Raw genomic sequence first — 15,944 nt, forward strand, 5'->3', positions numbered from 1 at the left:
GCGTCCTTTTCCGTTTTCCCATGGTTGCGTCATGTCCGCGCAAATGCATGATCATTTCTGCCGCCATGCCCGCTGAACCCCTTGTCGCATCCGCTCAGACGCTCTGCGCAGCCGTCTCCCGGTTGCGCTTCGCCCCACCGGTCAGCCACGTTTACAACCCGCTTGCCTATGCTTCCGGTCCCCACCACGAATACCTCCGGCGTTTCGGACAACCCGGAAAAAAAATCTTCTTCCTAGGGATGAACCCCGGCCCCTGGGGCATGGCCCAGACCGGAGTGCCCTTCGGTGAAATTGCCGCCGTGCGCGACTGGATGGGCCTCACGGGCGCGGTCGGCCACCCGGACCCCGAACACCCCAAACGTCCGATCCAGGGCTTTGCCTGTGAAAAATCCGAAGTCAGCGGGAGACGCCTCTGGGGCCTCTTTTCCATGCGCTTCCCCCGGGCGGAGGATTTCTTCCGCGACCATTTTGTGGCCAATTATTGCCCGCTGGTCTTCATGTCGTCGAGCGGCGCCAACCTCACCCCCGACAAACTTCCGGCCGCCGAAACAGCCCCGCTTTTTGCCGCCTGCGACCGCCATCTCCGCGAAGCCGTGGCCTTCATGCAACCTTCGGTGGTGGTGGGGGTGGGCGGATTTGCCGAGGAACGGGCCCGGCTGGCCTTGGGGGACACGGGGGTGGGTTTCGCCCGCATCCTCCATCCGAGTCCGGCCAGTCCGGCCGCCAACCGGGACTGGGCCGGGGCCGCGGTGCGCCAACTCGTGCAAGCCGGCCTCTGGCCGTCCTGACGTTCCATCCTAACAACGGGAAAGAAAGTTGTATTTGAGGATGCACCAAAGGGCCCGCACCCCGTCCTTCCAACCAATCTTCTTTCCCTCCTCGTAGGTCCGCCCGTAATAAGAAACCGGCACCTCGTAGATGCGCAAGGCGGGCCGGTGGCGGGCGATCTTGGCCGTGATTTCCGGCTCAATCCCGAAGCGTTTTTCCTCGATCCGCATCGACTGGATGATTTCCCGCCGGAAGACCTTGAAGCAGGTTTCCATGTCCGTGAGGTTGAGGTTGGTCGCCATGTTCGAAAGGGTGGTCAGGACCTTGTTGCCGACGTAATGCCAGAAATAGAGCACCCGGTGGGTGCCCGAACCCACAAAACGTGAACCGAACACCACATCGGCACGACCCTCCAACAAGGGAGCCAAAAGCGCGGGGTATTCCTTCGGTTCATACTCGAGATCCGCGTCCTGGATGATGACATAAGGGAAACGGGCCCGGGCAAATCCGGCGGCCAGAGCCGCACCCTTGCCCTGGTTGGTCCCGAGGGAGACCACCACCAACCGGGGTTCGTCCCTTGCCAATCGATCGAGGATGGCAGCGGTTCCGTCCTTGGAACCGTCATCCACCACAATCACCTCGGCCACCACGGACTGGTCCAACACCGCCCGGATCACCCCCGCGATCGTGGCCTCCTCATTGAAGGCAGGCATGACCACGGACAATGCAGGCATGAGAGCGGATGGCACGGTGGCTACTTTATTCAGGATTGATTGTGGCGGGAAAGAAAATTAGCCCGGCGCCCCGGCATTAAAACCCACGCCCCGCGCGGACCGGGAATCAACGCACCGTCTCATGGCCGGGGCCTTGCCGGCCAGAAAGAAACCCTTTCCCGCTGTGCCCGGGAAAAAACACCCAAGCCCCTACAGCCAGCACCAAACCAACGCCCGCCATGGCCATCCCGGCCCGGAAACCCGGACATCCCACCCGTAGTTCCACCGTCCTTGTGCCCGCGGGCACCCACACACGGGGTGGGTTTGTCCCATCAAAATGCATACCCGACTCCAGTAGGCGGCCATCCGCCCACAGCGTCATCCCTTTGACCGGCCAGACGGCCCACTCCAACCAACCCCCTTCCCCATGATCTGCAAGCTCGACTCGGCCCCCATTGATTTTCCAAACCAACGGAACAGGTTTCCCGGCCAGGCGCGCCGGAGCCTGAGCAGCGGTATCTTCCACCAACCTCAACCCGGCATCTTCTCCAAGGATGCCAAATTCGCCCAGCTTCGGAAGCGCCTCTTTGCTCACATAATAATACCGGGTGCCCCAAAGCCGAAGGTGTTCCAGTTGGGCCTCCCCCGGGAATTGATCAAAGGCTCCGTGGTGGTGGAACGTGTTCAGAAATGCGTTGTGTTCCTTGGTGCGGAGGATGTCGTAGCCCGAAAAGTGGGGACTTCGCAAGAGTGTGCCGAAATTGTATGCTGCATACCTCCACGACGCATCCAGTCCCTCCACAGGCCACACCGTCGCCGCGCGGAACGACGCATCCGGAATCCGTTCCGACATGGATTTCATCGAGGCCACCTCCGGCACCCGGTCCCCGGACGGGTGTGCCCTGCTGAAAAAAAGACTGTAGGCCCCGTTAACCACCAGGGAAAGCAGGACGGCACCCAGCGTGAACAGCCGCCACATTCGCCCCATGCGGGGAAGTTGTGAAATAATCAAAATGCCCAGCGCCATGAACAAAAAGGCAAAGACGACAAAGTTCCGGCCCGGCCAGCGCAACCGATCAAACATGGGAATCCAGGCCACCAATACATACAACACGGTGCAAAGCGTGAACGCGCACAAGGAAGAAACCAAAAGCGCGAGAAACGGCTGGACGGGCTTGTTCTGTCGCACCCACCCGATGACCCCACAAAGCACCACGATCAACCAAGGCCCCCCTTGCCAGAATACGCCGTTGTTCCACATGATGTAGGACTCGCCCCGCCAGGCCCCCCATTGCGCATTCCACCAATCCTGCACATACATCGACCAGGCCAGCATGGATGCCAACGGCATGGGCTGTCCCCTCCGGGATGAAACTTCCATCGCCTCCACGAATGGAAGCAGCTGTGGGGCGGCCCAAAGTCCTGTGATCACCCAAGAAAAAACATAGGTGACCACAAACGGCTTTTTGACCGGCCCCGGCATGCCGGCCAGGGAGACAACCGCGAACACCCCCTCCATGGCACTGAAAATCAAAAAGGAATGCGGATGCCCGGAAAAAACCAGGATGGCGCGCAAGCCCGCCAACACAAGGGCCCGGGGCACGGACGGCCGGCCGGCCATCCATAACAAGGCAAAAAGAATCCACGGCATCCATGAAGCCGTGTAAAGCGTTGAAATCCAGCAACGGGTCAATTGAACGACAAACGGCTGAGTCGCCCACATCAACCCCCAAATCACCGCCCACTTGCGCTCGGCCCGGAAATGAAGAGCCAGCGTGTACATGCCCCAAGCCGCCCAAACCAAATGCATCCCGGCCAGGATATCAATGCCCGCGGTGGCCTTCGCGAAAAGGAGGTGCGATAGCCCGAATGCCAGGTAAACCGGCGGATAGAGTACCGCCAGCTGCGCCCGCGAGTGCACTTCTTGTCCCAGATCCTGGTAGGGATTCCACCAGGCCAGGCCCGTCCCCTCCCAAGGAGAAGCCGCCACCAGGTCATACAAAGGTAGAAAGTAGTTTGCGTTGTCGTCGCCCAGAAAGTAATGCGGACAAACGCTCTGCAGCCCGACATAAAAAAACACCACTCCCCAAAAAACCCAGAGGTATCCCAGGATTTCTTTTTTATACCGGCACCCAACTTTCTCGATCATCAACATCCGGAGGCGAGTCATCATCTGTGGAACTTTCCCGGGCATGAATGGGTCATACCGGCGGCATCATACCGAATCGAACTGATTCCTCAAAAGGCAACCGCGCCCAGTCCATACGATTGGGTGCCGGTGCCACTTTATCGGGGGGTGCCCCGGGGATCCGGAGTTCATCCGCTTCACTGGGGCCCGTCCGGGAAGGCAAAGCCCGTTTTCCTGGCATCCCGGAGCACCCATGGCAACCACAACATCCGTGAGCCGCGACTGCTTGAAGCGGTCAGGAGCATCCCGCCGGGCTTCAATTCCAGCACCACTTTGTTGAATGTCTTGCCCGCGGCACAAAAGGCATCGTACTTTTCCGGGGAGATCAATCCCGACCAGTGGTAGCAGTCCTGGAAGGTGATGTCCCCGGGGTAATTCATCCAATTGCCCATGTAGCCGATCGTGCTCGGTACCCGGTAAAGCGACGGGTAGTTGAACGCCCCCAAGAGGCAGAACGGGGTGTCATAGCGCAGAAGTTTGAAGTCTTTTTCCGCCATCACCGGGACCCAGCGCCTGCCATCGTCCAGTTCACGCATGTTGCCGTCCCACCAGGCTCGGGCCTGTCCTCCCAGAATCAACCGCCGGTCTTGGGGCATGAGATTGAGCGTCGGCGCACCGGCATAAGCTAACATTCCCAAGACCACCAACAGACCGGCCATGATCCCGCCCTTGAACCAGCGTGAAGAAACAAACCGCGCCCCAAAACAGAGCAGCACATGCACCAGGAAAACGATGAGCAGGCATTCCCGGAACGGCCAGCGCAGATACTTGAAGACCGGGATCTGCAGCAAAAGCTCCGCCAGCCAGGCCGGACGCTGGACAAACAACATGACCAGACCCAAAACCCCGAACAGACACCACTCCAAAGCCGAGGTGCGGCGATCGCGCAACCATTGCCACAGCCCCACCGTCGCAATAAAGAATGCCGCACAGATCACCGCCGCCAGGGCCTCGCCCAGGACGAAAAAAATCGCCAGGCTCAATGCGGCGGCCGTGCCCACCAAGATTGGGAAACGCCGGCCGTGCACCCCAATCATCACCACGAACAAGCACAGACAAACCCCGGACATCAGGGTCATATCGGAATAGACCGCCTGTTCATCAAATTTGGCCTCACCGCGCAGCAAAAAAACCAACGGGGCCACGAAAAGCCCTCCCACCTGGGCCAGGAGATGAACCCCCCCCAGGGAGGTATTGACCACATCCACCACCTCCGACCGCGATGATTGCCCCACCGACTGGTAACCGGGCAGCAGGATGGGCAACACCGTCAGCAACATCACAGTCTGGCATACGCCCCAGCGCACCAGGAGCATGGGATTCCGATGCACCCCAAACCACGCCAACACCAGAATGGACATGAAAAGTGTCGAATAAAGGTAGGGATGGAGGTGGGACAACCAGAGATTGCAAAACGAACCCGCCAACAGCCACTTCCAACTACGGACCACATCTTTCTCGAGGATGCCCCCCAGCAACAACGGGAGGGCGGCCTGGGTGCCGAGGAACTGGACCCAACTGGCACCGATCGTCAGCCCGTAAAAGTTGAAGGCATAACTGAGCGACAACAAAACACCCGCACCCGGGGAAAGGTCAACACCCCAGCTTTCCCGCAAAACACCCACCAATCGATAAAATGACCAGGCCGACAGGGACAGGGCGAAAAACGCGAACAACTCCGCCCCCGCCAGGGCTCCGGTAGCCGCCGTCACCGCAGAGATGACCAAAGCGACCGGATTGACCGTCACCAAAGCACCGGGGTCCGAAAGAATAGAAAAACCGCCGTATTGGAAAGGGTTGTGGAGGGGGCTTTTCCCCGCCAAGAGACCACGCCCCACCTCCATGACAATCGGGTGCCAGCCTGTCAGGTTGTCATCGGTCAGGAAGAAATAAGGCCGGACCCACTGCAGGAAACCAAAAAAAACGGCAACGGCCAGAATCAACCCCACCTGCCTTGCGAGGTCGGAATCCGTCCATGAGGCATGCCAACGAGACAACATCGGGAAAGGGATTGTTCGATTCGAGTTGGGCTGCTCGGTCCTCAGCAATTGATCCGTTCCTTCTCCACCACGAGAGGAAGCTTCCGAACGTGGATCAGGATCACCCCGATGTATTCCCCCAGGATGCCGATGAAAAACAGTTGGACCGAACAGAACAGGAAAAGCCCGATCAATACCGGGGCGACTCCGGCGGAAAAACGGTCCCAGTAAACCAGCTTGTAAATCAGATAGCCCAGGCCGGTCAGGAGACTCAGCAGGGAAAGCATGAAACCCGACATGGTGGCCAGTCGCAGGGGCAGCTTGCTGTGCTTGGTGATGCCCAGCATGGCCATGTCGTAGAGCGTGTAGAAATTGTTCTTGGTGAACCCGCGCGTACGCAACGGCTGGGTGAAAGGCACCTTGACCGCTTTGAATCCGATCTCGGAAATCATCCCGCGGAAATAGGGGTAGGGATCATCGATCCGCCTGAGGGCATCAATCACCCTGCGGTCGTAAAGTCCGAAGCCGGTGCTGTTCTCATTCAATTCGATGTCGGAGAGCCGGGAAAGCAATCGGTAGTAGGCGCGCCGGATCATGAAAAACAGGAACATTTCCCGGCTCTCCGTTTTGATCCCAAGCACCATCCGTGCCCCAGCCTCCCAGTGGGAAACAAGTTCCGGAATCATCTCCGGCGGGTCCTGGAAATCGCTGGCCATGTAGATGACCCCATCCCCGGTGGCCTGGAGGAGTCCGTGGTAGGGCGATCGGATATGCCCGAAGTTGCGGGCGTTGAGAATCACTTTGACCCGGGAATCACGCGAGGCCAGGGCCCGCAGGCGTTCCTCCGTCCGGTCCGTCGAGCAGTTGTCGATGTAGAGGTGATCGTACTCATAACCGGGCAAACGGGACATTTGCTCCCGGATGGCCTCGTAGAGCGGGATGACGTTGTCCTCCTCATTGAAACAGGGCGTGACCACGGTCAATTTTTTCACGGCAGCGTCTCCAGGAAACTTCCCATGTGCCGGGCCAAGTCCTCGGGCGGGATGGCGTCGGTTTTTTCCATCTTGCCCGGACCCCGGGTGAGGATGCAATGGATCCGGCCACCGGTGTTCTTTTTGTCCCACTTCATCGCGCCGGTGATCTTGTCCAACTCCGCGCCTTTGATGAGAGTCTGATAGGGGGCGAAAAAGGGCGTCAGCAAGGATAACATCTCCCGGTACTGCCCCTGGGGCAGCCAACCGATGCGTTCAGAGATGTGGGTGGCCGTGAGTATCCCCAGGGTCACCGCGATCCCGTGCGGAATGGCGTAGGCGGTGGCCGATTCATAGGCATGGCCGAAGGTGTGTCCGTAATTGAGCAAATTGCGCCGACCTCGGTCGAATTCATCCTCCTCAATGAACGGCTTCTTGATCTCCAGGCAGCTCCAGATGATCGGTCCGAGCTGGAAATCCGGCTGATCAAAAGCCCCCAACCGGTCCAGCAGCCATGCCCATTTCTCCGGTCCCGCGATCAGGTGCAATTTGATCGCCTCACCCAACCCGGAAACCCGTTCCTCCCGGGGCAAGCCGGCCAGGACTGCCGGCACCAGGGAAATGCTGTTGGGTGGATAAAAGGTGCCGACTTGGTTTTTGAAACGACCGATGTTGATCGAACTCTTGCTCCCAATGCAGCTGTCGCACTGGGCCAACAACGTCGTCGGAATCAAATGCCACTTCACCCCGCGCAGCATGACCGTGGCGATGAAGCAGGCGATGTCCTGGACCACGCCGCCACCCACCGCAAGCAGGATGGCATCACGGCGGAAGCCCCGCTCCAACAACCAGACCATGATCGGGGCGATTTGGTCGAAAGACTTGGCCGCTTCGTCCGCTTTGATCCAGTGGATGTTTTCCGGAGGTATTCCGGCAAACGCCGCCACATGGGCAGGCCCCCGGGCAAAGTCATCAACCAAGGCAAAGACCGGACCGCAGGCGCTCACCCGGGCGACAGCCTCGGCCAAATGGGATGCCTCCTCGACGGAGTAGTCATGGCTCCGGGAACGGATGGTCAGGGTCATAACGAGGTGAATCCCCCATCACAGACAATCGACTGCCCGGTGATGTATGAGTTCTGTTCACTGCAAAGCCAGTGGGCAAGGTGGGCGATTTCTTCCGGCTTGGCCAGCCGGCGCAACGGAATGGTTTGGCAGAGCGAAGCGATTTGTTCCGGGGTGTTGTTGCTCCGGGTCAGATCGGTGTCGACATACCCCGGGCAGAGCACGTTGGCCAGGGTCCCCTTGGGGCCCTCTTCCACCGCCAGGGTGCGGATGAAACCGGACAAAGCGGCCTTGCTGGCGGCATAGGCCCCGCGGCCCGGTCGGGACACCAAGCCAAAGATGGATCCGAGGGCCAGAATACGCCCGCCATCCAGGCGGGTGCCCAGGCCCTGGAGCAAAAGGCGCAGGGCATTGAGGTTGATCTGGAAGGTCTCGGCCCACACTTCATCGGGGATGTCACGGACGGGAAGCGGACGGTTGATCCCAGCGCTGTGGACCAGGGCGTCGATCGGACCCTGCCCGCTCCCCGGTCCGGCACACCAGGCGCGGATGGAAGCGGGGTCGGAGAGGTCCAACTCGGCGCGCGCCGGGGCGATGACACTCCACGATTCCCGGGCAAAGACTTCGGCAATCGCTTTCCCGATTCCGCGTGATGCTCCGGTGATCACCACGACTGGCATGGTATCAGGCCTTGGCGGCGGAAAGGGCTTGGATCTGTTTCTGGTAGCGCTGCTCCATCATCACCAAACGCGCGTCATCTTCCTGGCTGATCAGGGTGTAGTATTCTTTCTTGTTCTTCAACCAGCTGATTTCGAACTCGACCGCCTTGAGGAAGGCCGCCTCCTTGTTTTCGAGGGCTCCCGGGCAGGAAAAGACCACTTTGCGCGTCTCATAGCGATCGATGTGTCCCGGAGGAAAGGAGCGGAAGAAGGGAAGCGAATGAACGGAGACGCCCCCGCCCACCACCACCACCTTGCCGTGGGCCTTGGCCTTGGCCGCCATCTCCAAACAAAGGTTTTTGACCTGATCGCTGTTGATATCCTCCCGGGTGAGATTCATGGAACCGGTGAGGTCGACGCGTCCGAGAACGATCCCCTTGAGCCGGGCAATCTCTGGAAGCTGGAGCATCTCCTCGAAATTCCGGCATGAGGTGATGGTTTCCAGGTTGATCAGGAAATCCACGTCATTTTGAAGGTCCTTGGAAAAGGCGATATTGACGGCGTTCAGGTATTTTTTAAGCGCATAGGCCGTTTCCACCATCGGTGCCACCAGATGGACCACCCCCAGATTGGCGGCCTCAAACATGTCCCGGATGGCCTCGCAGCCGCCGATCTTCAGGGTCATGCCGAGTCCTGCCTTCAGACTGACTTCTTTCAACCGCATGGCCTCTTCCAAGCGGGTGCCTTCAGCCTCGAATTCGGCTTTCACCCCTACGACGTGGTGGTTTTCTTTGAGATCGATCAACAGATCGACCATTTGTTTTTCGCGCAGATTCATGATTTTTTAGGGGTGGGATGGTATTCGGGAATGAACATGTTTTTGACGAGTTCTTCGCGTTGCAGGAAAGGGGCCAGGTCTTCCAGAGGCGGGGAGACGATGGTTCCGTCGTCCAGTCGCTTCGAGGACAGTTTGGGGGCAAACTGCTGGTTCAAGTCGAGGAAAATCTCACACACCGCCGGCCCGGTGTGTGCCAAAGTCGCGGCAATCACCCCAGCCAGCTCGGCATGGGTCCGCGCGGCACTGTAGGGAAATCCAAAGACCGCCGCCAGTTTGCCAAAATCAGGGAAGCCCAATCCGCTCTCTTCCCCGCAACCCATGACTCCGTCGGGAAAGAAGTTCTGCTGGGTCTGACGGATGGAATGATACCCCCGGTTGTTCAGAATGAATATTTTGACCGGAAACCCGTGCGTTTGAATGGTCTGCAATTCCTGCAGGTTCATCATGATGCTGCCATCCCCGGCCAAACAAACGACCCGTTGTCCCGGCCGGGCTGCGCTGGCCCCAATGGCCCCGGGGAGATCATAGCCCATCGAAGCGCAACCGGAATTGGTGTACAAGCGCTGACCCTCACGGATGTCCGCCGCCTGGAAGGTGGTCACGCAGGCGGTCCCGTCCCCGCAGACCACCACTTCGTCCTCGGCCAGTTGTGCGAAGAGTGCCGAGGCAAAACAGTAGGGATTGACCCCGTTGTCCGTGTCCCAGTATTCCGGCAAGGTCGCAGGATAGCGCTCCCGCCACGACCGGCACTGCGACAACCACCTCTGGCGCTGCGGTGTGGACGCGATCGGATCGAGGGCCGTCAGGATGTCGATCACCTCGCGCAGGTCGGCATGGACGGGCAGATCCGCCCGCCAGGTCGGCTTGTGCAACTCCGCCGCATCGATGTCGACCACCACTTTGTAGGCGGCCCGGGCGAACGATGGCCAATTGTAGCTGACCTGGCGGACGTTGAGCCGGCTGCCCAGCACCAAAAGGAAATCCGCGTTTTGCACGGCAAAATTGCCCGCACGGTCGCCGATCGAACCCGGGCGTCCGGCGAATTGCGGGTGGGCATTCCAAATCGCGTCCTGCGCGTTCCAAGCGGTTGTCACGGGAACGGCCCAATGTTCCAACAACCGCAACAACCGGTCCCGCGACTGGCTGGCCCGGATGCCAGCACCCACCAGGATGACCGGCCGCTGCGCCGCCTCCGCACGCCGGCGGATGTCGACACACACAGCCTGAAGCTCCTTGGATTCCATCCCTTCCGGAGCAGGAACCGTAAAACCAGTCAGGGTCGATGGATCGATCCGGGCCCCCTGCACATCGATGGGAATATCGATCCAGCAGGGTCCGGGGCGGCCGGAAAGAGCCAGGTGCAGGGCCTTTTCCAAATGGAACCGGATTTCAGACGGATCCCGGACCAGAGCCGCGTATTTGGTGATGCCCTTGACCATGCCCAGAATGTCGGCCTCCTGATCGCCCAACTGGCGAAGACCGGGCACCTCATGGAACGCCATGCACGTCTCGCGCTTCACCTGGCCGGAAACGACCAGCATCGGGACCGAGTCCGTCCAGGCCCCGAAAACCCCGTTGAGGGCGTTGATTCCCCCCGGGCCGGTGGTGACATTGACCACGCCAACCCGGCCGGTCAGCCGGGCGTAGCTCTCAGCCGCCATGGCACAGGCCTGCTCGTGGTGGTTGCAGATGTAGCGGATGCGCTTTTCCCGCCCGATGGCATCGTTCAAATGCATCGCCCCGCCACCCGTGACGACGAAGATGTCCCTCACTCCATGATCGGCAAGAAAACAGGCAACGTAGTCGGCGACTCGGATGCTCATGATGTTATTTCGTTTCGCGCAATCGCAGCACTGTCAGAGTCTGGGTATTGCTGACATCGTAATGGGCAGACAAGTGAATAAGAAGAGACTGTGGCATATAGGTGAAATCGTTAAGCAAGAAGATGCAAAGTTTGGGATTCCACTTGATGAAATCAGATACGGCACCCTCGATTTCTTCCGGCCGAGCCTCTCCCGTGCCCGGCCAAAAAAGGTATTGGTTTTTTGGTGGTATAAACTGATAGGCAGCATAGGCAAATTCCATTCTTGGGCCGAAAAAAACGGACTCCTTATCCGTTAGCCCAGCCGCGGCCAATGTGGCCTCTATGTCTTGCAGGACTTTCAGAAAAATTTCCCCCGTCCGCAGGCCGGCAAAGAAGGGGGGAGCAAAGACCTTTAACGGCTTGGCGTCCTGGAAAAACATATTCTGTCCAATCGACTCCACACGGAATCGACTGAGTCCCATAAGAAATCCAAAAAGGCCCAGAAAAACGACCCCAGTAAAAGCAAAGATGTCGCACAAACGCGTTTCAATCTGCCGCAGAGGCGTCGACTTGGCCGCAACCTCTGAAGGATCGGAAGCGTTGAAAATCAAAAAGCACATGCCACTCAAAACCATGACGGCATCAACCATATTGTGTTCACAGTTGGTCGCCATACCCACAAAACCAGTCAAGGTCGAGACCGCGCCCAAATGGCTGATCGTGACAAAAAACGGCCCGCTGTTGACGCAGCCTTTGAATGGATTTCCACGCAGCATCAGGGCCGCAAACAACGGAGAAAGCAGAAGAAATGTGATACTGGCCTCGAGGGCATCGGTCCGCCAAAGGTTGCGGTATAAATTCAAAAAATTCCACAGCCGACCGCCTGACGATCCCATGTAGCTGGCAACCAACCCAAAAGGATTCAAGCGAAAGCATAACATGAGAGAAATCGAAAGAACCACGGCAATGCCAGCACAGTACACAAAAGGCACCCGGGTTCTCTTATCCAACAACAAGAAGACGGATGACCCCACCAGCATCAACCCCGCGATGTTTGGCTTCATCCAAGACATCAAAATCATTGTGATGATAAAAAGAACCTGGTTCGCGCGGTTCTTCGGGCTGTGAGCCAATAAACATGAGGCAGAACCGAACAACACCGCGGAAACAGCCGCCGACTGATTGTAATGCAAAAAACAAAGGGGCAGAATGGCCGCAACTTGGGTAACTGCTGATAGAATGAAAGCCCAACGAAATCCCCAGCCTATACGGATCAATATCACGTAGTGCAGAACCAAAGCGAACGCCGAAAACAGAGCCGCAACCAGAACAATCGCATGCCAGCTGACTCCGAATAAACAAAACCCCAGGCCAGGCAGCACCAGATAACTTGCGGGGGCCGCCGTCAGGAAGTCGCGGTATGGCACCTGACCTAGGTAAAATCTCCAAGCCGACTGAACCACGGCACTTCCATCCAACCCGCCGAAGTGGATCATTCCCAGCACACTGATTGCCAAACCAAGAACAATTGCCGAAAAACCAACAATAAAAAGATCTCTGATTTTCATTTGGAATCCTGGCCGAAATTTTTATCGAATGAACTAAACACACCCCAGATGAATTGGCCGGAAATCTTACGAGGGTCTATTCGAAATAGGCCATTCAAATCAAGCCACCTTCAGGCGAATCATTGTAACTTAGGCAGCTTTTAAAGTGGCTTCAAGCAAATGGTTTTGGGAAACATTCCCAAAAATATATTCAAGCGGTCAGGGCCCATCCGTTTGAATATTTACCTCAAATTTGCCCAAGAAATGCGACAGTGCCGATATCAGACGCAAAACCCGGATCTCTTCTGATGCCGGGCAGACAGCGAACCGCGAATTAGCTACAATAAATCCATCTTCACGTGTGTAGAACGGGGTAACACAGCCAACTTCATCCACTCCGTCCGCGGCCTTTACATTCAAACCAGCCAATCACCTGTCTGGACGCGCTCATTCGACCCTGTTATTCCCCAAAACAAACCAATACGCAGTTTCGAAGAAAGAAAATATAACAATAATCCAGTTTTACTTACTGCTCGAAATCCGGGTTTACGGACCATGATTCTTTTTTACCCAATCGATGGTCCTTTCAACCCCATCTTCCTTGGCAACACGGGGAACCCAGTGGAGCAAGGACTTGGCCTTTGTGTTATTGGCGACAAAAAAACGTTGATCGTCGTGCCGCCAAGGCAAGTGAGTATAGGATAGCTTAACCCGCAGCCTGGCTTCCAAGCCATCCAGCAGTTCGAGGATCGAGGAACTGTTGGCCATACCGCCACCGATATTGAATGCCTGTCCTCGTGCAGTAGAAATCTTTTTTGCTGCGGCCAGATAGCAGTCCACCACGTCCTCCACATAAAGCAGATCCCTTACCTGTTTGCCATCGCCCGAAATGGTGAATGGAGCCCGTCCCGGACTGGTCATCGTCTCCACAGCCTGGCGACAAAACCAACCCACCCAACCCTGATCGTAGGTTGAGAACTGCCGGCCGCCATAAATGGTCGAGTGACGGAAGACAACCGTGTTCAGACCGAAGCTACGGGCATAATCCAACATGTATTGGTCCGCTGCACCCTTGGAGCAACCATAGGGAGTATGAAAATCCAAATGCGTGCTTTCATCCAACCCCATGGGATGATCCGGCGCCTCGTAGCGTTTGGCCTTCTCTTCCAACCGGATCTGGCCCAAGTCGCCGTAAGCTTTGTTGCTGGACGAATAAATGACCGCCGCTGCGGGAGCATATACCCGCACAGCTTCCAGCAGATTGATTGAGCCTACGACATTGATTTCAAAGTCCTTGCGCGGATCCGCCATCGAGGTCGTCATCGCCACTTGGCCGGCCAAATGGAAAATGACTCCAGGCCGGAGGTCACCCACCAAGGATTCAACCATCTCCCGATTGCGGATATCCCCCGACACAAAAGCCACCCTGCCCAAGGTCCTGAGCCAGGCCAAATTGGCCTCGGAACCCGCCCGGGAGAGATTGTCGAAAACTGTGACGTCGGCACCCTCCGCGATCAACCTGGCCGCAATGTTGCAGCCGACAAAACCACATCCACCCGTTATCAGATACTTCATAACACCCCAATATTTCTAAGCGTCCGTCTGCGAAGCGCCCACAAACGACAAAGTACCACCACATAACTGAATGCAAACGCCAGTAATTGGCGCTTGGTTTTACCGGCTTTGCGCACTTCAAAGGTAACCGGGACCTCGCAGACACGGTAACCGCGGGTCCGGCAACACAACAGGACCAGAATTTCCTCTACGATATCAAAATGGTCGCAGCGCAATTCGAGTGAGCGGAGATCATCTCCGCGATAAAGCCGCAGGCTGTTGGAAACGTCCAGACAGTTCAGGCGCAAAACCAGACGGAACACCACATTCACAATCAGGCTCATAAAAATGAGGACTGCCGGGTTCTCCGTCTTCCCTCCATTAATGTAACGCGATGCAATGACCAAGTCGGCTTCATCCCTTTTTTCCCACATGCTCCGAAGAAAAACGGGATTATGCGAACCGTCAGCATCCATGATCACCACATGCCTGCCGGAGGAAGCGGCAATACCGGTGCGGATGGCGTGTCCGTAATTTTCGCCCCCTTGGCGGGCCACATACCGTACACCCTCCGAGGCGCAGATTGCCGGGGTTTCATCTCTCGGCGAGATCGCGTCCACCACCAAGATTTCATACTGTGGAACCAAGGCCTCCACTGCCTCCCTGAGAGATGGAAGAAGACTCCGCAGGTTTTCCGCCTCCTCATAAGCAGGAAGTATCACGGTCAGGTCCACCGATAATTTCATGTTATCCATTCCTGCGGTTTCTCAAGTTTCAAACCCGGGAAGGACTCCTGGGCCAGCTGCCAGACTGAAAAAGCCAGATTTTTCCTCGGACGCCAACCCAAATCATGACCGGCCCGGGTAATGTCCGCAGCCAGAAACATTGGTTCAAACGGTGCATACGGTCGTTCCCCAAAGCGCAAATCGATGTCCAATCCTATTTGCCGGACCACATCTTCGATCGTCGCGCGCAGGCAGTCGGTCCTGCCGCTACCCAGATTGTAAACCGAATTCGCCGCATCGCCTGATCCCATGGAAAAGGCTGCCGCCAGAATCCCAGCGGCCACGTCTTCTCCGGCACAATGATCACGAACCTGATCACCCGGTGAAAGTTGCAAGGGTTTCTTTTCTTGGGCGGAACGCAGCAGGGTCGGAAACAAACGAGTCCGGTCATCACCCTGGCCGGTGAACGAAAAGGGCCTCACCACCACCAAGGGCACACCGAATTCCGCGGCTGCAGAACGCATCAAAAGATCCGCCGCCGCTTTGCTCGCCCCATAAGGGTGCAGGGTATCCATGGGATCAGTCTCGGACAACGGCCGACCTTGGTCCCGGTAAGCCAATCCGGTTCCGACGAACACCAGGCGGCATCCAGGAACGGCTGACGCCGCCTCGCAAAGCTGGAGGCTGACATCCACATTGAAGCGCACCAAATCAAACCATTGGGGTTTTGGAAATTGCATGCCACTGGCGGCACAGTGAATCAGGCATGTCGGACGGAATCCCGCCACCAGCGCGGACAAGGCAGGCTGGTCAAAAAAATCAACCCGTTCAAAACGGACCGAGGCGTGGGCCTTTGGTTCGCGCGACCCGGCACGCAGCAGCGCCAGGACACGCACTTCGGGAAACGCACCCAGGGCTTGCAACAAATGGAACCCCAAGGTGCCGGAGGACCCAGTCAGCAATACGCGTTCTTCGGCCATGTTCAGCGCAGCCAGTTAGAGCACTTTCCACTTAATTAGCTTCGTAGTTGGCATGAGAGAAGAAGTTGGCACAGTGCTCCGGGGTGAAGGATTCGATGGCTTCTTTGAGGGCTGAGATCAGCTCCTTCCAAGTTCTGGCCGATGCTTTGCGCAG

General features: G+C 57.5%; 13 protein-coding genes. 1 reads left to right on the forward strand and 12 read right to left on the reverse strand.

Annotation, left to right across the window (positions count from 1 at the left end):
* Positions 1–65: 65 nt before the first annotated feature.
* A complete protein-coding gene (locus tag SFU85_07725) occupies positions 66–788 on the forward strand; it encodes a hypothetical protein (GenBank protein MDX6766663.1) in 723 nt (240 codons plus the stop codon).
* A gap of 9 nt (positions 789–797) precedes the next feature.
* On the opposite strand, the gene SFU85_07730 is transcribed toward SFU85_07725, so the two are convergent.
* The 12 genes from SFU85_07730 to SFU85_07785 form a co-directional block, all read right to left on the reverse strand.
* Positions 798–1,502, reverse strand: coding sequence for a glycosyltransferase family 2 protein (locus SFU85_07730; GenBank protein MDX6766664.1), 705 nt, complete (start codon positions 1,500–1,502; stop codon positions 798–800).
* A 106-nt stretch (positions 1,503–1,608) separates the two neighbouring features.
* Positions 1,609–3,654 (reverse strand): hypothetical protein, encoded by a 2,046-nt coding sequence (locus SFU85_07735; protein ID MDX6766665.1) that lies wholly within the window; start codon positions 3,652–3,654, stop codon positions 1,609–1,611.
* Between the two features lie 152 nt (positions 3,655–3,806).
* The gene (locus tag SFU85_07740) at positions 3,807–5,669 is read right to left on the reverse strand and encodes a hypothetical protein (GenBank protein MDX6766666.1); all 1,863 of its coding nucleotides are present in this window, start codon (positions 5,667–5,669) and stop codon (positions 3,807–3,809) included.
* A gap of 41 nt (positions 5,670–5,710) precedes the next feature.
* Positions 5,711–6,640, reverse strand: coding sequence for a glycosyltransferase family 2 protein (locus tag SFU85_07745; GenBank protein ID MDX6766667.1), 930 nt, complete (start codon positions 6,638–6,640; stop codon positions 5,711–5,713).
* The gene (locus tag SFU85_07750; protein MDX6766668.1) at positions 6,637–7,704 is read right to left on the reverse strand and encodes a hypothetical protein; all 1,068 of its coding nucleotides are present in this window, start codon (positions 7,702–7,704) and stop codon (positions 6,637–6,639) included. The genes SFU85_07745 and SFU85_07750 overlap by 4 nt, the downstream gene beginning before the upstream one ends.
* Positions 7,701–8,363 (reverse strand): SDR family oxidoreductase, encoded by a 663-nt coding sequence (locus SFU85_07755; protein MDX6766669.1) that lies wholly within the window; start codon positions 8,361–8,363, stop codon positions 7,701–7,703. Before SFU85_07755 ends, SFU85_07750 begins: the two co-directional genes overlap by 4 nt.
* 4 nt (positions 8,364–8,367) lie before the next feature.
* Positions 8,368–9,180, reverse strand: coding sequence for an aldolase (locus SFU85_07760; GenBank protein ID MDX6766670.1), 813 nt, complete (start codon positions 9,178–9,180; stop codon positions 8,368–8,370).
* A complete protein-coding gene (locus SFU85_07765) occupies positions 9,177–11,003 on the reverse strand; it encodes a thiamine pyrophosphate-binding protein (protein ID MDX6766671.1) in 1,827 nt (608 codons plus the stop codon). Before SFU85_07765 ends, SFU85_07760 begins: the two co-directional genes overlap by 4 nt.
* A gap of 4 nt (positions 11,004–11,007) precedes the next feature.
* The gene (locus SFU85_07770) at positions 11,008–12,552 is read right to left on the reverse strand and encodes a hypothetical protein (protein MDX6766672.1); all 1,545 of its coding nucleotides are present in this window, start codon (positions 12,550–12,552) and stop codon (positions 11,008–11,010) included.
* A 525-nt stretch (positions 12,553–13,077) separates the two neighbouring features.
* Entirely contained in the window at positions 13,078–14,106 is a 1,029-nt protein-coding gene (locus tag SFU85_07775) for a GDP-mannose 4,6-dehydratase (GenBank protein MDX6766673.1), read from the reverse strand.
* Entirely contained in the window at positions 14,103–14,831 is a 729-nt protein-coding gene (locus SFU85_07780) for a glycosyltransferase (protein MDX6766674.1), read from the reverse strand. Before SFU85_07780 ends, SFU85_07775 begins: the two co-directional genes overlap by 4 nt.
* A complete protein-coding gene (locus SFU85_07785) occupies positions 14,828–15,790 on the reverse strand; it encodes an NAD(P)-dependent oxidoreductase (protein MDX6766675.1) in 963 nt (320 codons plus the stop codon). The genes SFU85_07780 and SFU85_07785 overlap by 4 nt, the downstream gene beginning before the upstream one ends.
* Positions 15,791–15,944: the final 154 nt, after the last annotated feature.

The sequence above is a fragment of the Candidatus Methylacidiphilales bacterium genome (assembly GCA_033875315.1).
Lineage (GTDB): Bacteria > Verrucomicrobiota > Verrucomicrobiia > Methylacidiphilales > CAZTYG01 > JANRJG01.